The organism is Microbacterium marinum (assembly GCF_014204835.1).
Lineage (GTDB): Bacteria > Actinomycetota > Actinomycetes > Actinomycetales > Microbacteriaceae > Microbacterium > Microbacterium marinum.
In genome coordinates this window covers 2907353-2929752 of record NZ_JACHMD010000001.1, presented here as the reverse complement: position 1 = coordinate 2929752, position 22400 = coordinate 2907353, and the positions used below count along the sequence as shown (strand labels likewise).

25 protein-coding genes are annotated in these 22400 nt (G+C 67.8%); 9 read left to right on the top strand and 16 right to left on the bottom strand.

The window, feature by feature from the left end:
* The first annotated feature begins 28 nt into the window (after positions 1 to 28).
* Together BKA24_RS14470 and BKA24_RS14465 are read left to right on the top strand one after the other, a co-directional pair.
* The gene (locus BKA24_RS14470; protein ID WP_184219761.1) at positions 29 to 733 is read left to right on the top strand and encodes an NRDE family protein; all 705 of its coding nucleotides are present in this window, start codon (positions 29 to 31) and stop codon (positions 731 to 733) included.
* A 33-nt stretch (positions 734 to 766) separates the two neighbouring features.
* Entirely contained in the window at positions 767 to 1405 is a 639-nt protein-coding gene (locus BKA24_RS14465) for a YdeI/OmpD-associated family protein (protein ID WP_184219758.1), read from the top strand.
* 3 nt (positions 1406 to 1408) lie between these two features.
* On the opposite strand, the gene BKA24_RS14460 is transcribed toward BKA24_RS14465, so the two are convergent.
* The gene (locus BKA24_RS14460; RefSeq protein ID WP_184219754.1) at positions 1409 to 2332 is read right to left on the bottom strand and encodes an NAD(P)/FAD-dependent oxidoreductase; all 924 of its coding nucleotides are present in this window, start codon (positions 2330 to 2332) and stop codon (positions 1409 to 1411) included.
* A 66-nt stretch (positions 2333 to 2398) separates the two neighbouring features.
* Here BKA24_RS14460 and BKA24_RS14455 point away from each other — a divergent pair, with 66 nt between their 5' ends.
* The gene (locus BKA24_RS14455) at positions 2399 to 2950 is read left to right on the top strand and encodes a helix-turn-helix domain-containing protein (protein ID WP_184219751.1); all 552 of its coding nucleotides are present in this window, start codon (positions 2399 to 2401) and stop codon (positions 2948 to 2950) included.
* A gap of 32 nt (positions 2951 to 2982) precedes the next feature.
* Positions 2983 to 3561: a DinB family protein gene (locus tag BKA24_RS14450; RefSeq protein WP_184219748.1), complete on the top strand. Its 579-nt coding sequence runs from the start codon at positions 2983 to 2985 to the stop codon at positions 3559 to 3561.
* Between the two features lie 56 nt (positions 3562 to 3617).
* Here the strand turns inward: BKA24_RS14450 and BKA24_RS14445 are convergent, their stop codons facing one another.
* The 7 genes from BKA24_RS14445 to cofE all read right to left on the bottom strand — a co-directional run bounded on the left by BKA24_RS14445 (position 3618) and on the right by cofE (position 9666).
* On the bottom strand, positions 3618 to 3968 hold the full coding sequence (locus BKA24_RS14445) for a hypothetical protein (protein ID WP_184219745.1): 351 nt from the start codon (positions 3966 to 3968) through the stop codon (positions 3618 to 3620).
* Positions 3969 to 4018: 50 nt separating this feature from the next.
* Positions 4019 to 5701, bottom strand: a complete 1683-nt coding sequence (gene pgi, locus BKA24_RS14440; RefSeq protein WP_184219742.1) for a glucose-6-phosphate isomerase — start codon at positions 5699 to 5701, stop codon at positions 4019 to 4021.
* 42 nt (positions 5702 to 5743) lie between these two features.
* On the bottom strand, positions 5744 to 5950 hold the full coding sequence (locus BKA24_RS14435) for a hypothetical protein (RefSeq protein ID WP_184219739.1): 207 nt from the start codon (positions 5948 to 5950) through the stop codon (positions 5744 to 5746).
* 73 nt (positions 5951 to 6023) lie between these two features.
* Positions 6024 to 6881, bottom strand: a complete 858-nt coding sequence (locus BKA24_RS14430; protein WP_184219736.1) for a hypothetical protein — start codon at positions 6879 to 6881, stop codon at positions 6024 to 6026.
* The gene (locus tag BKA24_RS14425) at positions 6878 to 7588 is read right to left on the bottom strand and encodes a LuxR C-terminal-related transcriptional regulator (protein ID WP_184219734.1); all 711 of its coding nucleotides are present in this window, start codon (positions 7586 to 7588) and stop codon (positions 6878 to 6880) included. Before BKA24_RS14425 ends, BKA24_RS14430 begins: the two co-directional genes overlap by 4 nt.
* Positions 7576 to 8844: a sensor histidine kinase gene (locus tag BKA24_RS14420; protein WP_184219731.1), complete on the bottom strand. Its 1269-nt coding sequence runs from the start codon at positions 8842 to 8844 to the stop codon at positions 7576 to 7578. Before BKA24_RS14420 ends, BKA24_RS14425 begins: the two co-directional genes overlap by 13 nt.
* A 63-nt stretch (positions 8845 to 8907) precedes the next feature.
* The gene (gene cofE, locus BKA24_RS14415; protein ID WP_184219727.1) at positions 8908 to 9666 is read right to left on the bottom strand and encodes a coenzyme F420-0:L-glutamate ligase; all 759 of its coding nucleotides are present in this window, start codon (positions 9664 to 9666) and stop codon (positions 8908 to 8910) included.
* Positions 9667 to 9698: 32 nt separating this feature from the next.
* Between cofE and cofD the strand changes: the two genes are divergently transcribed.
* Positions 9699 to 10679 (top strand): 2-phospho-L-lactate transferase, encoded by a 981-nt coding sequence (gene cofD, locus BKA24_RS14410; protein WP_184219724.1) that lies wholly within the window; start codon positions 9699 to 9701, stop codon positions 10677 to 10679.
* A 582-nt stretch (positions 10680 to 11261) separates the two neighbouring features.
* Here cofD and BKA24_RS14405 read toward each other — a convergent pair.
* The 6 genes from BKA24_RS14405 to BKA24_RS14380 all read right to left on the bottom strand — a co-directional run bounded on the left by BKA24_RS14405 (position 11262) and on the right by BKA24_RS14380 (position 17262).
* A complete protein-coding gene (locus BKA24_RS14405) occupies positions 11262 to 11651 on the bottom strand; it encodes a heavy metal-responsive transcriptional regulator (protein WP_135948800.1) in 390 nt (129 codons plus the stop codon).
* A gap of 50 nt (positions 11652 to 11701) precedes the next feature.
* Positions 11702 to 13141, bottom strand: coding sequence for a dihydrolipoyl dehydrogenase family protein (locus tag BKA24_RS14400; protein ID WP_246367110.1), 1440 nt, complete (start codon positions 13139 to 13141; stop codon positions 11702 to 11704).
* A gap of 163 nt (positions 13142 to 13304) precedes the next feature.
* Positions 13305 to 13967 carry an organomercurial lyase MerB gene (merB, locus tag BKA24_RS14395; protein WP_135948798.1) on the bottom strand — a complete coding sequence of 221 codons (663 nt, stop codon included), beginning with the start codon at positions 13965 to 13967 and terminating at the stop codon, positions 13305 to 13307.
* Between the two features lie 59 nt (positions 13968 to 14026).
* Positions 14027 to 15463 (bottom strand): mercury(II) reductase, encoded by a 1437-nt coding sequence (gene merA / locus BKA24_RS14390; RefSeq protein WP_184219721.1) that lies wholly within the window; start codon positions 15461 to 15463, stop codon positions 14027 to 14029.
* A gap of 216 nt (positions 15464 to 15679) precedes the next feature.
* Positions 15680 to 16228, bottom strand: a complete 549-nt coding sequence (locus BKA24_RS14385) for a TlpA family protein disulfide reductase (protein WP_184219717.1) — start codon at positions 16226 to 16228, stop codon at positions 15680 to 15682.
* Positions 16225 to 17262 (bottom strand): cytochrome c biogenesis protein CcdA, encoded by a 1038-nt coding sequence (locus BKA24_RS14380; protein WP_184219712.1) that lies wholly within the window; start codon positions 17260 to 17262, stop codon positions 16225 to 16227. Before BKA24_RS14380 ends, BKA24_RS14385 begins: the two co-directional genes overlap by 4 nt.
* 296 nt (positions 17263 to 17558) lie before the next feature.
* Here BKA24_RS14380 and BKA24_RS14375 point away from each other — a divergent pair.
* Positions 17559 to 18405, top strand: a protein-coding gene (locus BKA24_RS14375) for an IS5 family transposase (protein ID WP_246367438.1) whose coding sequence is annotated in 2 segments (ribosomal slippage) — positions 17559 to 17864 and positions 17866 to 18405 — 846 coding nt in all. Because the reading frame shifts where the segments join, the coding sequence is not laid out codon by codon here.
* Here BKA24_RS14375 and BKA24_RS14370 read toward each other — a convergent pair.
* Positions 18386 to 18775 carry a hypothetical protein gene (locus BKA24_RS14370; protein WP_343066137.1) on the bottom strand — a complete coding sequence of 130 codons (390 nt, stop codon included), beginning with the start codon at positions 18773 to 18775 and terminating at the stop codon, positions 18386 to 18388. The two genes, BKA24_RS14375 and BKA24_RS14370, sit on opposite strands and share 20 nt — an antisense overlap.
* Between BKA24_RS14370 and BKA24_RS14365 the strand changes: the two genes are divergently transcribed.
* Genes BKA24_RS14365 through BKA24_RS14355 form a run of 3 tightly spaced genes read left to right on the top strand, consistent with a single transcriptional unit; the run spans position 18753 to position 20752 of the window.
* Positions 18753 to 19022, top strand: coding sequence for a recombinase family protein (locus tag BKA24_RS14365; RefSeq protein WP_221417334.1), 270 nt, complete (start codon positions 18753 to 18755; stop codon positions 19020 to 19022). The two genes, BKA24_RS14370 and BKA24_RS14365, sit on opposite strands and share 23 nt — an antisense overlap.
* A gap of 47 nt (positions 19023 to 19069) precedes the next feature.
* A complete protein-coding gene (locus tag BKA24_RS14360) occupies positions 19070 to 19741 on the top strand; it encodes a DUF2188 domain-containing protein (protein WP_184219706.1) in 672 nt (223 codons plus the stop codon).
* Between the two features lie 30 nt (positions 19742 to 19771).
* Entirely contained in the window at positions 19772 to 20752 is a 981-nt protein-coding gene (locus tag BKA24_RS14355; protein WP_184219703.1) for a zeta toxin family protein, read from the top strand.
* A 520-nt stretch (positions 20753 to 21272) separates the two neighbouring features.
* Here the strand turns inward: BKA24_RS14355 and BKA24_RS14350 are convergent.
* Positions 21273 to 22271: a matrixin family metalloprotease gene (locus BKA24_RS14350; protein WP_184219700.1), complete on the bottom strand. Its 999-nt coding sequence runs from the start codon at positions 22269 to 22271 to the stop codon at positions 21273 to 21275.
* Positions 22272 to 22400 lie beyond the last annotated feature (129 nt).

The following is a 22400-nucleotide window of genomic DNA, read 5'->3' as shown; positions in this document are numbered from 1 at the left end:
ACGGCGGCGGACCGGGAAGGCGGGAACGGTGTGCACAGTCATCGTCCACGTCCCCTCCGATGCCGGCGCGGCCGTCCGGCTGCTGGCCGTCCGCGACGAGGACCCTGCTCGCGCGTGGGATCCGCTGGGGGCGTGGTGGCCCGAGCGGCCCTCCCTCGTCGGGGTGCGTGACACCCGTGCCGGTGGTGCGTGGCTGGCGGCCGACCCCGGCGCCGCACGCCTCGCGGTGGTGCTGAACCGCGCCGACCTCCTGGACGATGCGGATGCCACCGGCTCCCGCGGCCACATCGTGCTCGATGCGGTCGCCGGTGAGCCGCTGCCCGCGTCGCCGCCCATGCACGGCTTCAATCTCGTCGAGGTGACGCCGGGGCGCGCCCGCGTGTCGATGTGGGACGGCGACAGCGTGCGCACCGTGGATCTGCCGCCGGGAGTGCACATGATCGCGCACGACGACGTCGACGACTCGCAGACCGCGCGCATCGTCGCGTGGCGGGATGTGTTCGGCGAGCCCGGCGACGGGGAGCGGTGGTGGGAGGGCTGGCTCGCGCAGCTCGCGGGGACCGCTGAACTCGAGCCCACAGACGACCGCGCGATCATCCGCGACAACCGTCCTTACGGGTACCCGACGCTGTCGCTGCTGGTGTGCGCGGCATCCGTGTCGACGGAGGGCGCGCAGGTCGTGTACGGCGAGCTCGACGAGCCGGGTCGCTGGAACGCGCTCGACCTCCGCTGACGCGTGTCGCCGGCCGCTGCTAGCGTCGCGGGCATGACGGCATCCGATCCGGTTCCGGTGTTCTTCGCATCGGCGGCGGAGTTCCGCGCGTGGCTCGAGGCGAACCACGAGAGTGCGACCGAGATCTGGACCGGCTTCTACCTGAAGGGCGATCCGCGTCGCGGGCTGACGTGGGCGGATGCCGTGCCTGAAGCGCTCTGCTTCGGGTGGATCGACTCGGTGTCGCGCCCCGCCGGGGACGGCGCTCGCATGCAGCGATGGACGCCGCGGAAAGCGGCATCCATCTGGAGTGCCGTGAACATCGCCCACGTCGAGCGGCTGCAGGCGGAGGGGCTCATGCGACCGGCGGGCATCGCCGCCTTCGAGCGTCGCACCGAGGACAAGTCGGGCATCTACTCGCACGAGCAGCGCAACGACCTCACCCCCGAACAGGCGGCTGCGCTCGCCGCGAATCCGGCGGCGCAGGCCTTCTGGGAGGCGGCGATCCCGTCATACCGGCGCGCCGTGGCGAACTGGCTGCAGAGCGCGAAGCGCGAGCAGACCCGCGCCGACCGCCTCGCCGCGACCGTCGCCGCGTGCGCCGCGGGCGAGCTCGTCTCGTTCCAGCAGTACGGCAAAGCCCCGGCCTGGCTCGCTCGCGCCGCGGCGGCAGCGGCGGCGGCGCGGGACTGAGGGTCAAGCCACGGCGTCGGCGGCGTCGGCCTGGACGAGCGCCGCGTTGATCGCGGCACCGGCCATCGATCCCTGGCCCATCGACAGCGGCACGTTGCCGTAGGGAGCGACGAGGTTCCCCGCTGCCCAGACCCGTGGATGGCTCGTCGCGCCGAGCACGTCGACCGCGAGCGGCGCTCCGGGCTGGTCGGCGCGCGCGAGCCCGAGTCCGTCGGCGAAGGCGAGCTGCAGCCGCGGCACGGGCGCCGTGAACAGCGCGTCGATCTCGTGGGCGACGCCGTCCGCGGTCTGTACCGCGACGAGGTTCCCGTTTCTCTCGATGAGCTCGTCGACGGGCGATGAGACCTGACGGATGCCGCGTGCGTCGAGCCGCGCGGCCACATCATCGTCGACCGGCCCGAGCTCCGCAGTGAAGGCGATCAGGTCGTCAGTCCACTGCCGGACGAGTTCGATCTGGTGGAGGCTGGCGGGCGAGGTCGCCATGACGCCGAGACGCCGCCCGGCGACTTCGAATCCGTGGCAGTACGGGCAGTGCAGCACCCCACGGCCCCACTGCTCGCGGATCCCGGCGACGGCGGGGAGGTCGTCGGCGACGCCGGTGGCGAGAAGCACGGCACGCGCGGTGTCGACGGCGCCGTCCGCACGTTCCACGACGAGCAGATCGCCGTCTTCGCGGACCGCGGCGACCGTGGCATCCGTGATCTCGACGCCGTAGGCGCGTGCCTCTGCGCGTCCAAGCTCGTACAGCTCGGCGGGGGAGCGGCCGTCGTGCCCGAGCACGCCGTGCATGTGCGCCGCGAAGCGGTTGCGCGGCGACCCGGCGTCGAGCACGAGCGTGCGGCGGCGGGCGCGGCCGAGCATCTGCGCGGCGGAGAGTCCGGCGGCGCCTCCGCCGATGATGATCGCGTCCCAGGGTGATGAAGTCATGTCTTCAGCCTGATCGGGGGTCACTGATTCGGCACGCTCTGTTGCGGAAATGGCAAACTGAAGCACATGGCCGCAGGCATCGAACACGTGGGGCCCCGACTCCGTGCCGCACGGCAGGGACGGGGCTGGACGCTCGCCGAGCTGGCAGAGCGGGCCGGCATGTCGACGAGCACGCTGTCACGGCTCGAGTCCGGGCAGCGACAGGCGAGCCTCGAGCTGCTCGTGCCGCTCACCGGGCTTCTCGGCGTGCGGATCGACGATCTCCTGCGGGAGCCGCCCGACCCGCGGGTCCGGCGCCGGGTGCAGCGTCGCGAGGGGATGACCGTCGCTCCGTTGACGCTCGAGCACTCGCCGGTGCAGACCTACAAGATCACCTTTCCCGCGGCATCCGTCAGCCCCGAGCCCCGCGTGCACGACGGCTCGGAATGGTTCTTCGTCCTGAGCGGCGTGATCAGGCTCGAACTCGACGGCGCCGAACACCTCATCGGCGCGGGCGAGGCTGCGGAGTTCGACACGAGGTTGCCGCACAGCATCAGCGCGACGGCCGCCGGCCCTGCCGAGGTGGTGAGCATCTTCAGCGCATCAGGAGAGCGGATCCACACGCGCGGCGCCGGGTGAGGATGTCCGCGACGCGGAGTACCGTCGGGCGCATGAAGATCGACGAGCTGTTCCTCCAGGCGGATGCCGCGTTGCGCTCCGTCATCGACCGCATCGACCCGGCAGATCTCGCGAAGCCCGCGCCGCCCGAGTGGACCACGCGCCCCGACCCCACCTATCGGGACATCGTCTTCGCGCATGCGCACGACGAGGTGTGGATCCCTGGCGTGCTCGCGGGGAAGGCCGCCGCCGACGATGACCCGTTCCGCGATGCCGATCTGCTCGGCGACGACCCGATCGCCGCGTATGACGAGATCAACGACACGGCGACCGCCGCCGTTCGATCCGGCGAGTGGACCGATACGTTCCGCTTCACCTACGGCGACTACTCTGCCGACGAGGGCTTCGCGCACCTCGCGACGTACCGGGCGTTCCAGGCGTGGCTCATCGCCAAGCACCTCGGCATCGCGTTCTCGCTCTCGCCCGAGCTCATCGCCGGTCTGAACGAGCACGTCGTGCCGCACGCCGACGAGTGGCGCCAGTTCGGCGTGTTCCCGCCCGCGATCGACCCGCCCGCAGATGCCGACGACGAGACGCGCCTGCTGTGCGCCGTGGGCTACTGGGAGCCCTGACGCTGGGCCCTCACGGCCGCGGTGACGTTGTCTACAGGATCGAACCGAGAGCGCGCTCAGTCCTCCACTTCCACCGTCACGATGAATCCGCCCTCCGACCGGTCGACGACGCGACCGGTGTGCAGCTCGATGATGTCACCGCGATCGCCCGAACCCATCTTTCGTAAGGAGGGTCCGCTCGGCAGGTGGGTGATCGGGATGCGGGATCCGTCCTCCTGGAGCGCCTCGAGCTCGACTACGGTGCCGGCCACGACGACCGTCTTGATTCCCGTGAGGTCGTGATGTGTCTCGGTCCACGGACCGTCGACTGCCGGGATGACCGTCCACCGCACCTCGGTGTGACGGCGGACTTCAGGGCCGCAGCAGTCGTGCTCCCAGTCGCCGACCTCGATTTCGATACGTTTCACTGAACGCTCCTCGCTTCGGTCATCCCCGCTTTGGGATGCCGCGGCCCCGCTCAGGCGCGGTGGTCGCGGTAGTACTCCAGGAGTGCTTTGGTCGAGGCGTCCTGCGACTCGAGCGCGGCACTGTCGCCCTCGATCGCCGGGGCGATCTGCAGCGCGAGCTGCTTGCCGAGCTCGACACCCCACTGGTCGAAGGAGTTGATGCCCCAGATGACGCCCTGCGTGAAGGTGATGTGCTCGTAGAGTGCGACGAGCTGGCCGAGCACGGCGGGCGTCAGCGACGGCGCGAAGATCGACGTCGTCGGACGGTTGCCCGGGAACGTCCGCGCAGCGACGAGCGCGCCGGTGGTGCCCTCGGCCTCGACCTCCTCAGCCGTCTTGCCGAACGCGAGCGCCTTCGTCTGGGCGAGGAAGTTCGCCAGGAACAGCCCGTGCACGTCGCGGCCGCCGTCGGCGAGCGGGTAGGCGGGGTTCGCGAACGCGATGAAGTCCGCCGGGATCAGCCGCGTGCCCTGGTGGATGAGCTGGTAGAACGCGTGCTGACCGTTGGTGCCGGGCTCGCCCCAGAAGACCTCGCCGGTGTCGCTCGTGACGGGCGTGCCGTCCCAGCGCACCGACTTGCCGTTCGACTCCATCGTCAGCTGCTGCAGGTACGCGGCGAACCGGCTCAGCTGCTGCGCGTAGGGGAGCACGGCGTGCGACTGCGCGCCGAGGAAGTTCGTGTACCAGACGTTGAGGAGGCCCATCAGGACGGGCACGTTCTGCGCGAGCGGCGTCGTGCGCACGTGCTCGTCGACGGCGTGGAATCCAGCGAGCAGCTCGCGGAACGTGTCGGCGCCGAACTCGATGACGAGCGACAGGCCGATCGCGGAGTCGACGGAGTATCGGCCGCCCACCCAGTCCCAGAAGCCGAACGCGTTGGCCGGGTCGATCCCGAAGTCGGCGACCTTGTCGAGCGCGGTCGAGACGGCGACGAAGTGGTGCGCGACGGCATCCTTCTTCTGTTCGTCGCTGCCGTCGATGGCGCCGGATGCCGCGAGCCCCTCCCACAGCCAGTCGCGGGCGAGCCGTGCGTTGGTGAGGGTCTCGAGCGTCGTGAACGTCTTCGACGCGACGATGAACAGCGTGGTCTCGGGGTCGAGGTCCTTCGTCTTCGACGCGATGTCGAACGGGTCGATGTTCGACACGAAGCGCGCGGAGATACCGGCATCCGCGTACGGCTCGAGCGCGGCGGAGATCATCACGGGGCCGAGGTCCGACCCGCCGATGCCGATGTTGACGACGGTCTCGACCTTCTTGCCGGTGATGCCCGTCCACTCACCCGAGCGCACGCGCCCGCCGAATTCGGCGAGAGCCGCGAGAACGTCCTGAACGTCGGTGTCGATGTCCTGTCCGTCCACGGTCAGGCTCGGCAGCGCGTCCTTCGGGCGGCGCAGCGCGGTGTGGAGGACCGCGCGGTCCTCGGTCGTGTTGATGTGCTCGCCGGCCAGCATCGCGGCGTAGCGCTCGGCGACGCCGGTCTGTTCGGCGAGGCGTACGAGGGCGGCGACGATCTCATCGTCGACGAGGTTCTTCGACAGGTCGACGTGCAGATCTGCGACATCGAGGGTGAGGCGATCGACGCGGCCGGGGTCGGCGGCGAACCATCCGCGCAGATCGGGCGTGAAGCCGGCCTTCAGGGCCTCGAGCTCGGCCCAGGCGGCGGTGGTGGTGGCGTCGATCGGTGCAGTGGTCACAAGGTCAACGGTAGCGCCGCACCTCAGCCGGTGGCGACGCGGTTACGCGTCGAGACTGCCGGGTGAGGGCGTGGCCAGGCGACCGTCGACGAGTCGGACGATCGCGCCGGCGTGACCCAGCTCGTCCACGTCGTGGGTGATCGTGATGACGGCGGCGCCGCGCGCGGCTCGCACGGCGAGGGCGCCGCGCAGAACGAGGCCGTGGTATTCGGCTCCTGACGACGCGGCATCCACTGCTCGACCCGACACGAATGGTCGCTTCCCGACGGGGGAAGCGACCATTCGTGTCGGCTCGGCGCAAGGGCGCCCGGGGTGCCGGGTATCAGGGCAGGGGGCGGAGGGTCGCGCTGCCGGCGGCCACCTGCACGTCGATGGTTCGCGGTGAGGTCGACGAGGTGGACAGCTCGTTGTCGAGCGCGCCGGCCGACACATCGGAGGTGACGTCGTACGACTCGTCGGGGAGGGTCGCCACCAGGGTGCCTGCGCTGACGTCGATGGTCAGGTCGCGTGGGGCGGCGCCGTCGAGCGTGGCGAAGATTTCGCCGGCGCCGATCGTCAGCGATCCCTCGTCGACACCCTCGACGGCGACATCCGCACGTCCGGCGCTCACGTCGACGCGGAGGGTGGATGCCGTTCCGGTCACGTTCGCCTCGCCGGCGCCGACGTGGATCTCGAGGTCACCGTACGTGCCGCCCGCCGTCACCGAGCCGGCGGACACCTCGAGGCGGCCGTCGAGCTGCGTGGTCTCGTACGCCTCGGGCAGCGTGAGGGTGGCGCGGTCGCTTTCCCAGTCGACCCGCCAGCCGACCCACCACGGGGAGCCGTTCTCGACGCGGAGCTCGTCGCCCCGGCGCTCGAGGCGCCAGTCGCGGCGGTCGCCGTCGACCTCGAGGGTCGCTTGGTCGACATCGGCGTAGACGACGGTGAGGTCGCCCGCCGACACGTCGACCGAGAGGGTCTGGATGCCGGTGGCATCCGCCACCCGCGATCCGGCACCGTCACGCCCGCCGGCCGCCCAGAAGGCGGAGGCCAGTCCCGAGACGACGGCGCCGAGGATCAGCGCCCCGCCGATGACGATCGCGAGGATCGCGATGACGCGGGCGGAGGTGCGGGGCGGTGCGGGAGGCGGCGGGGTGGCGCCGGGGGTCGCCGCGGTGGGCGGGTTCAGATCGATGCTCATCGGACTGCTCCGTTCGGGGGAGTGGGGATGTCGGTGCGGCCGGTGTCCGCGGAGGGGAGGCCGCCGTGTTCGAGGTGGACGAGCGCGGCGAGCACGCGGCGGTTGCCGTGATCGTCCTGCTCGAGGCCGAGCTTCTGGAAGAGGGACGTGATGTGCTTCTCGACGCTCGCCTCCGAGACGAAGAGGGTCGCGGCGATGGCGTGGTTGCTCTTGCCCTCGGCGATGAGCGCGAGGACGGATCGCTCCCGGTCGGTGAGGCGCGCCATCCGGTCGTCTCGCGATCGCCGTGTCAGCAGCTGCGCAACGACCTCGGGGTCGAGGACGGTGGCGCCGGCGGCGATCCGGTCGACGGACTCGAGGAAGTCCCGCACGTCGGCGACTCGGTCCTTCAGCAGGTAGCCGAGGGCGGCGTTCTGCCCGGTGATGAGATCGCTGGCGTAGCGCTCCTCCACATACTGGCTCAGGACGAGCACCGGGAGGGCGGGATGCTGGGTGCGCAGGTCGAGCGCGGCCCGGATGCCCTCGTCGGTGAACGTGGGAGGGAGCCGGACGTCGAGGATGCAGAGCTCGGGAACGGTCGTCGAGACTCGTTCGACGAGGTTCCGCGCGTCGGGCAGGGCGGCGACCACGGTGTGGCCGGCGTCTTCGAGCACGCGCACCAGGCCTTCGCGCAGCAGGGTGGAGTCTTCGCAGATCAGGATGCGCACGGGACGCTCACCTCCAGGGCGGTCGGGCCTCCGACGGGGCTGTCGAGGCGGGCGGTGCCGCCGGCGGCGACGATGCGGTTCATGATGCCGTCGAGTCCGCCGCCGGGCAGGACGGTGGCCCCGCCGATGCCGTTGTCCTCGACACGGGCCCAGAGGGTTCGGCCGTTCGCCTCGTCGCGGCTGCGGACGACGACGCGGACGTCGGTAGCCCGGGCGTGCTTGGCTGCGTTGGTGAGCGACTCCGCGATGACGAAGTAGACGGCCGCTTCGGTGGTGCTGCTGCAGCGGCCGTCGACGCGGACGTCGAGGGCGACGGGCACATGCGACCGGGCGGCGAGGGCAGACAGGGCGGCGTCGAGACCGCGGTCGTCGAGAACGGAGGCGTGGATGCCGCGGGCGAGCTGGCGCAGTTCGGTGATCGCGGCTTTCGTCGAGGTGTGCGCCTCGTCGATCAGCGCCCGAGCGGCCGCCGGATCGGTGTCGATCTTCTGCTGCGCCATGCCGAGTGTCATCCCCACCGAGACCAGTCGCGGCTGCACCCCGTCGTGGAGGTCGCGCTCGATGCGGGTGCGCTCCACCTCGCTGGCACGAACGGCGCCGGCGCGCTGCATGCCCGCGGTGCGGGCCTGCTCGGCGAGCATGGCCTCCTTCGAGGGAACGAGGACGGCGCGGGTGATGATCCCGTCGAGGAGGGCGACGCCGAACAGGATGCCGAGGGAGAGGAGCGCCCCGCCGATACCGCCGACGACGAGCCAGCCGTCGGTGACGGCGATGCCGGTGAAGGGGAGTCTGCCGGCCGACCGGTCGTAGAGGGGCGAGAGCGCGAGGCCGATGCTCGAGATCGTGCCCCACACCGCGCCGACCACGACCCAGCCGAGGACCGTGGCGATCGCCGCGCTGCCGATGCCCCGCCACATCGCGGCATCCGTGAACTGCACCCACAGGGTGCGGAGGAATCCGGTGAAGCCGGGCTGGCCGCTGGTGCGCGGCCGGAGCGGGGGCAGGCCGTAGCCGTAGAGACCTTCGACCCGTTCGTGTTCGATCCAGGATGCCGCCCACGCGATGTACAGGGAGGCGATGAGCAGGAGCGCCCCGAAGCCGAGCACGAGGAGGGTGCCGATGCCGGTGGAGAAGAGCGTGGCGATGATCGTCACGAAGGTGATGCCCAGGGGTGCGATCGCGGCCAGCTGGGCGAGGGCGCCGAGCCGCACGAGCACGCGGTGGCGCCGCACCAGCGGGGGAGTGTCGGAAGTCATGTCACCAACGTAGGACGGCGCACGAACCGTCACATCGGGGCGGTCCCGAGACCTCGTTTCGGGTTATCCCCCGGATCCGTCGGCGCGTCCACGGGCGTACGCCTCGCGAGTGCCCTCGCTGAAGAGGTCGCGTTCGGCGGGACGGACGATCGAGCGTGCCCCCGGCAGATCGAGGCCACCTACCAGGTCGGCGCGACCGCGGACGACGGCCACCGGCATCCCGCTGGTTTTGCGCTTCACGAGATCGCCGGCCGCGGCGAGCTCGTCGGCGACGCACGGCAGGGTCACCGCGAGAGGGCGGCCGGAGGCATCCGTTCCGCCGCGGAGGTCTTCCATCACGACGACTCCGGCGGCCCCGATCGCGCAGTCCGTCTGCCCCTCGCGCCATGCGCGCCCGAGCGTGTCCGAGACGATGACGCCGACGTGGGCGCCGGTGCGGGATCGGATGCCGCTCGCGAGCGCGCGGGCGGAGGCGTCGGGATCGACGGGCAGCAGCAGGATGAGCCCGTCGGGGGTGTTGCTCGCGTCGACGCCCGCCGCGGCGGCGACGATGCCGAGCCTGCTCTCGACGATGCGGACGGTTCCGGCCTCGTTCTCGGCGACGACACGTACGGTCTCCTCGGCGATCGCTGCGTCGCGGTCGGCGGCAGGGCGGTAACGTCCCTCGGCCTTCGAGACGATCTTGCTGGTGACGACGAGGATGTCGCCGTCGGCGAGGCGTCCGCGCGCAGCAGCGACGATGGTGCCGACCAGGTCGTCGCCCGCCTGAACCTCGCCGATGCCGCTCAGGGGCCAGATCGTGAGCGCATCGGAGTCGGGCATGGCGTCAGGATACGTCGCCCTACGCTGAGGAGATGACCACCGACGACCTCACCGTCAGCACCCGCGTCGTCCTGCTCGCCGGCGGCGTCGGCGGCTCCACCTTCGCGGGTGGTCTGCGCGACGAGGTGCGGGAGCGCGGCGGTGAGCTCACCGTCGTCTGCAACACCGGCGACGATCTGTGGCTGAGCGGCCTGCGCTTGCAGCCCGACGTCGACTCGATGCTGTACTCCCTCGCCGGGGTGAAGGACCTCCGTCAGGGGTGGGGTCGCGCGGGGGACTCCCGTCGCGTCGCTGATGAGCTCGCGGCGTGGGGTGTCGGGTGGGATTGGTTCCTCCTGGGCGACCTCGACCTCGGCGCGCACATCGCCCGCACCTCATGGCTCCGCGAGGGGCTGACCCCCAGTCAGGCGATCGCGCGCCTGCAGACCCGATGGGATCTCGGCGCGACGCTGCTTCCGATGACCGATACGGAGGTCGACACCCATGTCGTGCTGGATTCCGGGCGGATGCACTTTCAGGAGTGGTGGACCCGGCACCGCGCTCGGCTCGAACCGGTGCGCTTCGAGAATCCGGGGATCGCGGCATCCGTGCCCGCGCCGGGCGTGCTCGAGGCGATCGCGGGGGCGGACGCGATCCTCGTCGCTCCGTCGAACCCCGTCGTCTCTATCGGTCCGATCCTCGCCGTGCCGGGCCTTGCCGATGGGCTCCGAGCCGCGTCCGCGCGGGTCGTGGGCGTCTCGCCGATCATCGGCGACGCGCCCGTCCGCGGCATGGCCGACGTCTGTCTGCGCGTCGCGGGCGTCCCGTGCACAGCCGCCGGAGTCGCCGGGCACTACGGTGCGCGCGCTGACGGCGGAATCCTCGACGCATGGCTCATCGCGGAGGAGGACGCTGCGGCCGCGGCATCCGTTGCCGCTCTCGGGATCGCGTCGCACGTCGAGCCGTTGTGGATGTCGGATGCCGTCCGCACCCGCGCGCTGGCCGTCGCCGCGCTCCGAGCTGTGGGGCATTGACGCTCGGCACAAGACCGGTGAGGTCTGACAAGCGGGAGAGCGACCGCTTCTCAGTCTGGGGTGACCGATCGAATCACCCGGAGATTTGGTGCTGCATCGGTGAGGTATCGAGTCGCGCCGAAAACGCTCGCACCGACGTTTCGGCGGATGAGGTTTCGGCAGGGGTATTCGGTTGATCGATTCTCGGCGTGAATCGCAGCGCTAAATGGCGTGGTTTATGTAACGCTTTAAGGCCTGCTAATCAGGTGGGTGATCGGATCTGAGCTTCCGCAGACGACAGGTTCTACGTCCGGCTGACGGCGGGTTTCATAGGCACCCCTGGCGCAACAAACGTTTTGTCGTGAAATCCTAGACCCCGCCCTAGAGGGCCTGTGATTGAAGAGTCGGTCTTACGATGGACAATGGTCCAAACCAGCGACACCAGTGCGCACTGTTCGTGCTGTGGGCGGCGTCTGCCGTTGAGCAGGTTGCACGCGTTGGCGGATGGCGCGGCTTACGTCTGCCGGCGGTGCGGCTTATGGATTGCGGTCCGTCGTCGCTGAGTGATTCCGTTGAAACGTCTGGTTGTGGATGTGCCGATTATCAAAGGTAGCTACAGATGACTTCGGCATTGCACTGAGCGGGGTCGGCGGCCGCCGCGGTTCCGTGAAGGCCGGCAACGGTTTCTCTGAGCGCGGTGAGTTCGGCGATGTGCCTGTCCAGGTTCGTCAGGTGCTCGGCAAGCTGATCACGCACGTGGCCGCACGGCGCCGTGCCAGCATCCCGGATTTGGAGGATGTCGAGGATTTCGGCCAGAGTGAGGCCGGCAACTTGGCTGCGCCGGATGAATTCAAGCCTGACGATCGTGTCCTCTGGATAGTCGCGGTAGCCGTTGGTGGCTCGGTCGGCCTGCGGCAGGAGCCCTCGCTCCTCGTAAAACCTCAAGGCCTTGGTCGTCACGCCGGAGGCCGCCGCTACTTCACCGATACGCATGCTTCACCTCGTTCTCGAAAGACTCCGTAATCTTCCATTTTGCTGGAAGATCACGAAGGTGATGGGGGTCTTGTGGTGTGCCAATTCCTTCGTGCTCCCGCCTGTACGTTTCTCGACCCGGTTAGGGGGAGGTCGAGTTGTTCGAGGGCGACCTGGTAGGCCTCGTGGTAGGTCGGGAATTGGGCGACCTGGTCCAGGAGCGTGTCGATCGGCAGTTGCGTGCGGATGGCGAGGGAGGCGTGGTGGATCCACTCTCCGGCCATGGGGCCGACGGCCCAGGCTCCGATGAGGATCTTCCGGTCGGCGTCGGCGAGTAGGCCGAGGTGCCCGCGGGGGTCCTGCTCGTAGGTCCAGGGTCGGGCGATGGCGTCGGCGAGGTCCAGTTCCGTGGCGATGGTGCGGATGCCCTGCTTCGTTGCCTGTTCCTGGGTTAGTCCGGCGCCGGCGATTTCGGGGTCGGTGAATACGACACGCGGTATGCCGTCGTAGGTGGCCGGGTGGGGTCGGCCGAGGATGGCGTCGGCGGCGATCCGGCCTTGGTACTTCGCGACGTGGGTGAAAGGCATGATGCCGGTGACGTCGCCGATGGCCCACGTGTTTTCGCCGGCGCGGCAGTGGTCGTCGATCTGGATTTCTCCGTGGTCGCCGAGGGTTACGCCAGCGTGTTCGAAGCCGAGTCCTTCGGTGCGTGGTGTGCGGCCGGTACCGAAGATCACGACGTCTGCTGCCACCTCACCGGCTGGATCGCCGTCGCGTGTCTGAAGCTCGATGATGCTGTCGGCTCCCTCGCGCCGCGCCTGGACGGCGGAGGTGGCCAGCCGGATGTCGATGCCGGCCTCCTGCAGGTACTGGTGGGCAAGTTCCCCCACCCGGGGCCCTTCGCGGTCCAGTAACCTCTCGCCGCGGTGGATCAGGGTGATGGCCACTCCGAAGCGGGCCAGGAACGTCGCGGTTTCCACGCCGACGGCGCTGCCGCCGATGATGACCGCCCGCTCGGGGAGCGTGCTGGTGGTGTAGGTTTCACGGTTCGTCCAGGCCGTGATCTGGTCGATGCCGTCCAACGGTGGGATCACGGCGTCGGAGCCGGTGGCGATAATGATGTGCTCGGCTGTGATCTCGCGGTCTCCAGCCTGGATCCGGCCCGGTCCGGTAATCCGAGCTTCGTCCTTGATCACCACGGCGCCCTCTTTGATGTACCCGTCGACCTGTGCCTGGTCATCGAGGTTCCGGATCATGTAGTCCCGGTACTTTGCAGTGGCAGCCCAGTCCAGTTCGGCGCCGGAGACACCGGCGGCCCGTTGAACTTCCGTGCGCGCTTCCGGCGGCCGCAGGACGGTCTTGGAAGGGATACACGCCCAGTAGGCGCATTCCCCGCCGATTAGTTCCCGCTCGAAGACCACGACGTTCTTCCCGGCTTTCAGAAGCCGGTCGGCCGCGACCTCCCCGCCTGGGCCCAGACCGAGGACGGCAACATCGAAATGTTCACTCATGGGAATTTCTCCTTCAGATTCAGCGGATCTTTCCCGGCTCTTTCCGGTCCTTCGTCAACATCTCGCACCGGCCCCGGCCCGCCTCCTGCACCGGTACTGAACCCGTGCAAGCCCTCCAGTTGCCAGTGGTGGTCCGGCGGGTAGTGGTGGGTGGTCGGTTGGTTCAGCAGGCGCAGCTTTGGACGCCGTTGCTTACCTGGTCGGTGGCGGGCCCTGGTGTGTGGGTGAGCATCTTCTCAGCCATGGAGGATCCGAGTTCGTAGGCCTCTTTGACAGGCATGATGGTGCCGCCGGGGTGGGTTTCGAGCCAGGGCGCGGCTTCCTCGGGTGAGGCGAAGAAGTGGACCTGGTTGCAGAATGATGAGCGGACGGAGCTGATGTCCTCCGGGTTCACCAGGGACACCACGGCGGTGGCCGGCTCCACGCTGGTGACACCCATCGCTGTGACAGCCACCCGTACCGGGGTGCCTGTGGCCTGATGTGAGGATTCGATACGCGCGGATGCGCCCAGCAGGGTCGGGAAGATCAGGGTGTCCAGCGCGCACCAGGTGTAGAGTTGCTCACCGTTTACCTCGAACCGGTGCTGCGTGGGGCGCTGCGTCAGGCCCTGCCCGATGATCCGCCCGGACCCGTCGTACTCCGTGTCGCCCATCGCCTTGAGGGCAGTGCGGACTTCCTCCCCGGCACGGCCGGTCGCCGCGGCGAGGTCGCTCACGTCGACCGGGTCGCCCAGGGCGAGGAGTTTCAGTAGGGGCATCCACAGCCAGGGCTCCATCCCCGTCTCGTTGGACGCGAGCCGGTCAGTGACCTCGCTGATGCTGTTCATCGCAGTCTTTCCTTTCAATGCATGGTGTGTCAGTGCTTCTTGATGGGTGGTTCAGGTGTTCAGGCGGCGCAGCAGGAGAGTTTAGAGACATCCGTCCTGAAGGACTGGGCGACGATCTTGATGCCCTCGGCCATGGTCAGGTACGGGCTCCACAGGTTCGCGACCTGATCGACGGTCATCCCGGCCTGCAGGATGTACACGCCCGTTGCAGCGAGGTCACCGGCTTCCTTCGCGACAGCAGTGATACCGACGATCCTGCCGGTGTCGGCGTCCGCGACCATCTTGATGAATCCGCGGGTGTCCCGGTTCACCAGGGCGCGGGGTACATGTTCCAGCGGTACAACCCGGCATTCGCACCTGATCCCGGCGTCTCTTGCCTGCTTGTCGGTCATGCCGACAACCGCGAGGTTAGGGCTGGTGAACGTGACGCGGGGCAGGTGGCTGTAGTCCACGGCGCGGCCGGCGTCGCTGAAGGCGTTGTCGACCATCAGGGTGCCGTGGGATGCGGCGACGTACACGTATTCGGGGTGCCCGGTCACGTCCCCCGCAGCCCAAACGCGTGGGTTAGAGCTCACCAGGGTGTCCTCGACGACGACTTCCCCCTTGTCCCCGGTCTTCACGCTCACCCCGGCCAGGTTTAGCCCGTCGGTGACCGGGCGCCGACCCGTGGCGATGAGGACCTTGGAGGCCCGGAGGGTTTCGCGCCCGCCGGCGATGTCGGCCTGGGCGGCAATGCCGCCGTCCGTGTCCTGGGTGATGGAGGAGACGGTGGAGCGGCGGATGACCCGGATGCCCTCGTCGGCGAAGACGCTCATCAATGCCCTGGATGCTTCGGGTTCCTCACCCGATGCCAGGCGAGAGCGCACCAGCATGGTGACCTTCGAGCCGAGGCGGGCGAAGAGTTGGGCCTGTTCCAGGGCGACGTACCCGCCGCCGATGACCAGCAAGGACTCGGGTACCTCGTCGAGTTCCATGGCCGTGGTCGATGTCAGGTAATCGACCGTGTCCAGACCATTGATCGGTGCGGCCCACGGGGTGGAGCCGGTCGCGACCAGATAGTGGGCGGCCGTGATCGTCTCCCTGGTCCCGTCCTGCGCGGTGACCTCCAGCGCAGGGTCCGCGGCGGTGCCGGTGAATACAGCATTGCCGTGGCGCAGCTCCCACCCGTAGTCCGCGACGAGGTCCACGTACTTATCGGAGCGCACGTTCTCCACCAAGGCGCGCTTTCCCGCGATGAGTGCTTCCATGTCCACGGGTCCCGCGGTGGCGGTGAGGCCGGGGAACCTGCCGGCGTCCTGGGCGGTGTGGCGTGCCTCGGCTGCGGCGAGCAGAGCCTTGGAGGGGATGCATCCGGTGTTCACGCAGGTCCCGCCCACGGCCCCGCGTTCGATCATGACGACCCGTTTGTCGAGGTTCGTTGCCCTGATCGCGGCAGCGAACGCGCCACCACCGGAACCGATGATCGCCAGATCGAAATGCGGTACTGCCTCGCTCATGCGAATCTCCCTACACTGCCATCGGGCACCGGTTCATTGCGTGACGGCAGAAGCTGATGGCTGGTTTTCCAGTGGTTGATCTTCAGTCTGCACCTTCCCCTACGGGGGAAGGTCAAGGGTTCTCTGAACGGACGACGGGCAGCGGGCCGTGGTTGACTCACCCCCTTGGAACTGCATTGCCTCTCACCGGAGGGTTCCCTGGTGGTGGTCCTGCGGTCAGGGCAGAGTCTCCTCGAGGAACGTCTGCAGGGCCTCGGTCCTCATCGGTTGCGCATCAGCACGGGCAAGGACTTCACTGTCCGGGGCGATGACCACGGTCGAGTCCAGCGAAATAATCTCGTACTTCTTGGACAGCTGGCCGGTCTGATCGACGACATAGGGGTGCTCGGGGAATCCTGCCAGTTCACGGAAAGCGTCGACCTCGGCTTTCGTGTTCTCAGGTGTCACGTCGACGGCCACGAACTGTGCCCGGTCGGCGTACTCGGCTTCCAGCTCCTTCATGCTTTCTGCTTGAGGGACACAGGTGAAGCACCAGCTCGCCATGAAGTACAGGACTGTGGGTCGTTCCCCGGGCACGGCGACGGGTTCGCCCTCCGTGGAGGTCGTCTCAATCCTCTCCACACCGTTTCCACTGGCTCCGCCTGTAGTCGTGCCAGCTCCGGCCCCCCGGTTCAGCGCCGTGAGGGCGAGGACCACCACGAGAATCGCGACCGCCATCAGCGCCGTGATGCTGAGGATGGTCCGGCGATTCCTGGTGACTGTCATGGGGTTCCTTGCTGTTGGCTGCGGTCGATGACCGGATCAGTGATTGCAGGGGCACAGCACGCATCCGTACCGGCATCGGCGATAATGTGACCGGCTGCCGACCCGCCGTCGAAGCGGCCGTTAAGTTCGGGGTTGAGACTCGTATTGGTGTCGGCGCTTCGGGTTCTTGTGGTGCTGCGGCGGCGCAGGGACACAACGGCCACGGCGAGGATGGCGAGCACGGCCGCGATTGTGATGACCGGCCACGTGTCCGTGATGAACCCGGACAATCCTGCGCTGGCCGCGGTGACGGCCGGGCTTAGGAGCCCGCCGGCCCGCCCTCCGCTGAGAGCCGGAACCCAGTAGAGCAGCAGGTAGATTCCGGCCAGGATCAATGCCACCCCGCCGAGGCGGTTGATGTAGGGCAGCAGCCGGCGCACATGGCGGGCCACTGCGTCGCGCGCCACCGCAGCGCCCAAGGAGAGAAGAATCAGCACGACCGATGAACCCGCGGCGTAGGCGGCGAACACGGCCAGCAGCCCGAGCAGACTCCCCGTGGACACAGCTTGCGCCACGACAGCGAGCAACAGGGCCAGACTGCACGAAAGCGCAGCTACCGCGTAAGCCACACCGTAGCTGAAGACCCCTTTGAGTCCCGAGCCGGTCCCGGCTGCCCTGAGGAATCGGTTCAAATTCACGCGCGTCCCGGGCAGCTGCCAACCCAACAGCATGCCGAGACCGGCAATGACGATCACGGCGCCCATGAGTGCTGCGGCCCATGGCAGGGCGAAGGCAATGGACCGTAGTCCGACCGCCATGAGCAGACCGGCGGTCACAAATACCAGGGCAAATCCGCCGCTCAGCGCAACGCCTGCCCAAAGCCCCGCCAGCAGGGGCCGCTTGGGCCCGGCACCTTTACCAGTATCAGGACCGCCAGGGTCGCTGGTGCCGGAGCTGATGAAGTACGCCAGATAGGTCGGAAGCATCGCGAATCCGCACGGATTCACAGTCGCGAGCATTCCGGTGACAAAGGCCAGACCCAACGCCCCGGTCACGTACCTGACCCCCCGGCGGAGGTAGCCGGTGCCACAGGTGCCATAGGTGCCAAGGAGGCATCCGCGCGTGAAGAGGGGCCTTGGTTGATGTCAGGCGTGCAGCAGTCACCGGTCGTCTTCGTGCTGCCGGTGCTGCGCCTCCGCAACACCCACAGCAAGAAGCCCGCGGCGGCGATTCCTGCAGTCATGGGCATCCACGAACCACCTAGGGCGTGTTGATCAAGAGGTTCCGCTCCTCGGTGGGTGAGTCTTGAACGGTGACGCGACAGGAGATCTCTGACGAGGTGTGGGCCGTGATGGAGCCGTTGATGCCGACGGTGACCGGTCGGTCGCGGCCGTGGACGGATCACCGGCTCGCTATCGAGGGGATGGCGTGGAAGTACCGGACCGGTGCGCCGTGGCGTGACGTTCCGGAACGGTTCGGGAAGTGGAACTCGATCTACAAGCGGTTCAACCGGTGGGCCGGGGACGGCACCTGGCAGAAGCTGCTCACCGAGGTGCAGAAGCAGGCCGACGCCGCTGGGGAAATCGACTGGGTCGTCTCGATCGACTCCACGATCGCGCGCGTGCATCAGCACGGCGCGACCCTCGCCCGGGACACAGGGGGCTGTGCCGAATCACAAGAATCCGTGGTCCGAGCCGCCTGATCACGGGATCGGACGCTCCCGCGGCGGGCTGACGACCAAGCTGCACCTGGTCTGCGACGGCCGCGGCCGGCCGCTGAGCATGATGATCACCGCCGGGAACATCAACGACACCACGATGATGAGCGCGGTGCTGGAGAACATCCGCGTTCCCCGCGACGGGAAGGGCCGCCCCCGCACCCGCCCCGACCGGGTGCTCGCCGACAAGGGGTACCCCTCAAGGGCGAACCGCGCCTGGCTCCGCGACCGGAGGATCGCGGCGACCATCCCCGAGCGGGACGACCAGATCGCGCACCGCCGCAAGAAGCCGGGCCGGCCGATCGCTTTCGGCGACAAGCAGAAGGAACGCTACAAGGGACGCAACGTCGTAGAACGCCGCTTCAACCGTCTCAAGCAGTGGCGCGGCATCGCGATGCGCTCGGAGAAACTCGCCCGCAACTACCGAGCCGCCGTCAGCCTCGCCGCGGCGCTGATCTGGATCAAGACCGATCTCCGCTGAGCGCTTCGCGCTCCTGCAGCGTGCGCTCAAGCTGTCCCACCGTCGGCGCACCCGCAAAGCCGCGCTCGGTCAGATAGACCCTGCACGCCAAGTCGGCAGTGTTCCCCTGGGACGGGAACAAGTCCTGACCGTCCAGAAGAATCGTGGGCGAGCCCGCGAAACCAGAGCTCACCGCCTCAGCCTCGGTGCGGATCAACACGAACTCCACCGGAACATCGCCCCGTCCGATCGAGTCGAGCACCAGCCGTACTCGATCGCCCGCCTCCTGCCAATTCGGGCAATCCTCGATATGCAGCACCTGGATCCTCGACGCACGCCAGGTGAACATCGTCAGCCTTACCGAGCCCATGATCGACACCACCACGCCCATGGGCCGCGCCCTCTACGGAATCGTCGCCGTCTTCGCGCAGCTCCGCGTCGACACGATCCGAGACAACACGACACGCGGCCTCGACTACGCCCGCAGCCAGGGCCGCGTCGGCGGCCGCCCGAGCGTCATGACGCCCGAACGGATCGCGACCGCCGAGCGCATGCGTGCAGAGCAGCAGAGTTGGGCGAGTATCGCCCGCGTTCTCGGAGTCGGAGCCACCAGCGTGCGACGAGCTCTTGACCGATAGCGCTACCTATCACCCCCTGATAGAATGTTCTATAGGAGGTGGTCGCCATGACGATCGCAGAGATTCCCGCCGAGGCGCGCGCGGCAGTTCTCGCACGCCGCCGGAAGGAAATCGACGAGCTGGACTACCGACGCGAACTGCGACGCCTCGAGCAGTGCGGATACAGCCAGCGCGACATCGCCAGGTGGCTCGGGATCGCGCAGCCGTCCGTGCTCAGCGCGCTCCGCACCGCATCGAAGGTGACGATGCCGCTCGACGGATTCTCCGGTGCCACTCCCTACGAGATTTGCCAGCGCTACGCCGCCGGCTTCATCGACCGCGCAAAGCTCGTCGACGAGCTCACTCGGTTCCCCTACGTGAAGGGCGGGCAGACGGACGGGTACGACTCGTTGATCGTCGACCCCGCCGGCACGTGGTCGGAGGTCAGTGACGCCGCACGCCGCGGACTCATCGAGGACGACGTCTACGAAGAGGTGTTCAACCGCCGGCACGGCATCGAGCCTGATGTTGCGTCGAGTCACGTAACCCAGGCCGCTGCCGTCCAACGAGGCCGGGAGGTAGCCGGCAAGAACGGCGGGGGAGAGCTTTCCGTGCACGGAAGGAACGGCCTCACGGCCAGCATGGGCGGGACGAACAACGTGTCCAGTGTGCACGGGAAGGATGCGACTACTGGTCGCATCTTGAAGACCGGCGATACCCGCCGCGCACGGAGGCCATAGCGCGTGGCTTCTGACGCAGTTACTCGCCACATGGAGACGGTGCGCGAGCTGTCTAAGCCTGGGCAGGCACTCGCGCCGAACGCCCCCACGGCAACGACGAACAACCCCGCGTGGTGGATCGACGGCGAACCGACTCCCTCGCGCCTGCGGCTGCACACGCGATTGCTCCAGGAGACTCGCGACGCCGCTCCCGACGTCGAGCAGCAGCGCCGCGCGATCGTGCTCGCCGGGCCTCCGGGCGCCGGCAAGAGCACCGTCCTCGAGCACGTGCTCGGAGAGTACCGCGGAAAGTACCTCGTGATCGACGCGGACGAGTTCAAACGATCGCTTCTGAGTGAGGCGCAGGCGGATGGGAGCTACGACCAGTGGCTCGTACCTGATGCCATCCGGGAACGCGAGGCGGAGAGGGAGAGGTTCTATCCGCTCGAGCTGGCATCCCTCGTACACGAGGAGTCATCCCACCTCGCCAAGAGCTTGCGCACTGATGCGATCGCCGCGGGCGACAACATCGTCATCGACACCGTCCTCAGCAACGAGTCCGACGCGCTCGCGCTCGGGCAGCGCCTCCACGCGGCCGGCTACGACGTTCGCGTGATCGACGTCGAGGTGCCCTATGAGCTCTCGGAAGAGCGGATCCGCGCGCGGTGGGAGTACGCGTACACAGCAGCCTTGGACGGAGGCGATTCGTTGGGCGGGCGATGGGTTCCCAGCGAGTACGCGCGAGACGTGTTCGACGGCCCAGGCGGCAGGTCGAAGCCCGAAGCCGCGGCCCGCGCTCTCGCTGAGGCGACCCCCGCCGTCAGCCGCTACCGCGTCTACCGGACGACAACCGAAGAGGCTCGCAAGGCCGAGGCGGAGGGGCGCCGCGCAGAGCCGTCGCTGGCCGTCGATATGACTCGCGTTGGTGCGGAGCGAACCCTCGTGCCGACAGCGTCTGTGCAGGCACTGAGACGGACGCCCAGTCGCGGAGCACGTCAGGGTCGTACTGACGACGCCACCCTAGAGCGCTGACGGCGAAGAGGTGGACCGACCGGGCTAAGCCCGGTCGAGGCAAATGTCGCGTCTTCCTCGGGAGCTCGGGTCGCCGCCTCCACCACTTGGCCTAGATTCTCGCTTGGATTGTGGTCGGCGTGGTGCGCCGATTCGTCCTCGGACTCTATCCAGCCATGGACGGACTGATCGAGACATGGGAGGTCTTCATCGGCGCTCTCGCCGCGGTCGGTCCGTGCGGAAGCCACAATTGGGGTTCTGGAGAGAGGAGCGCCTCGCCGGATTCGTCGCGCCCGCGACATGCAGCGAGGGAAGCCCAGGGCCGACGTGACGAAAGGTGGACCTTGGCCGGAGGCCCACGTCGCCGGAGTCAGGACACGTTGACTCGCAACGCCCACAGGAAGACGCTATACGGGATACGATCGCTGGTCGTTCGTTCAGGGCACTATCCGGTTGCCCAGGTTGCCCGTCACGTAAAGCGCAACGAGTGCTGCGACAACGACTACGACAACGATTCCGAGCACTATTGCCACTCGTTTACTCACGGGTATCTCGCCTTCATTCCGGCCAGGTCTCCGTTGCCGAGCTTGCGCTGTGAAGTGAGGCAGGTGGGTGACTCAGGCATCATGACCTGCTGGGTCGCTAGAGCTACATGGTTCAGGCCGAAAAAGTGACCGGCTTCGTGGGTCATCACTCCCTGCAGGTCGTAGGCGCCGGAGCATCCTGTGACTGACGAACCGGTGTACCAAGAGCGGCTGGAAGTGTCGATTCTGATATCTGCGTTGATGATTTGGCCGGATGTGCGCCATGTGCATGTGCCCGCGAGTGTCCCGCTGGAAAGCGGGCCGCCATCGAGGACGTTCTTGAGGTCGTTAGCAAGGCAGAGTGAATCGTTGATGTTGGCTGACGTGCTCGTGGTGCCTTGATATGCGTGCGCGGCGCTGTTTGGCTTGTTTTGACCGCATGCTCCGATGCCGTCTGCCATGGCAGTGAACGCGCCCGCAACTCGCGCCTGGCCGCCGAAGCTGGGAGTTTTGTACCACCACTTTGCTGTGGAGAGCCAGCGTTCATTTGAGATTGAGTACGCGTAGCTGTCGCATTTCGGGCTGGTTGCCAATGGAGTCACCACGGGGTCGAAGACAGGGTTCTCGGCCAGCGAAAACTCCGCGGCTACCGAGGGTGAACCCTGGATCTCGACGGCGTCATGCGTCATCGAGAGCGTGGCGATCTCTCCGTCTTCAGATTGAGCGACCGTGAATTCGGGGACTTCCACCCCCGGCTCTGCCGATGTGGCGCTGTAAGTGACCGAAGTCCCCCTTTCCGGAAGCACAGCGCCGACACCCGAGGCATCGTCTCGGATGATCAGGTCGCCTAGATCGGTGCAATTAGCTACCTCATCCAGCTCGCTAGCCCAAATCTGCCCGGATTCCACAGCCTCATCACATGCGAACGTCTCAGCGGCGGCTGGCGTTGGCAGAAGAAAGAACGAGGCTGCGATCGCGGCGACGCCTAGTTGTACACCAAGTCTTGATGATGTCATGTTCCCCCCCAGGAAGCCGTCCTAATGGCGGCCGTCGTCTGGGACTCTAGGGGAGCTCATGGTTCCCTGTCGACACTCAGTTGGATGAATGAGGTAATCCTCCCCATGTCGCCGTCCAAGTGATGCAGT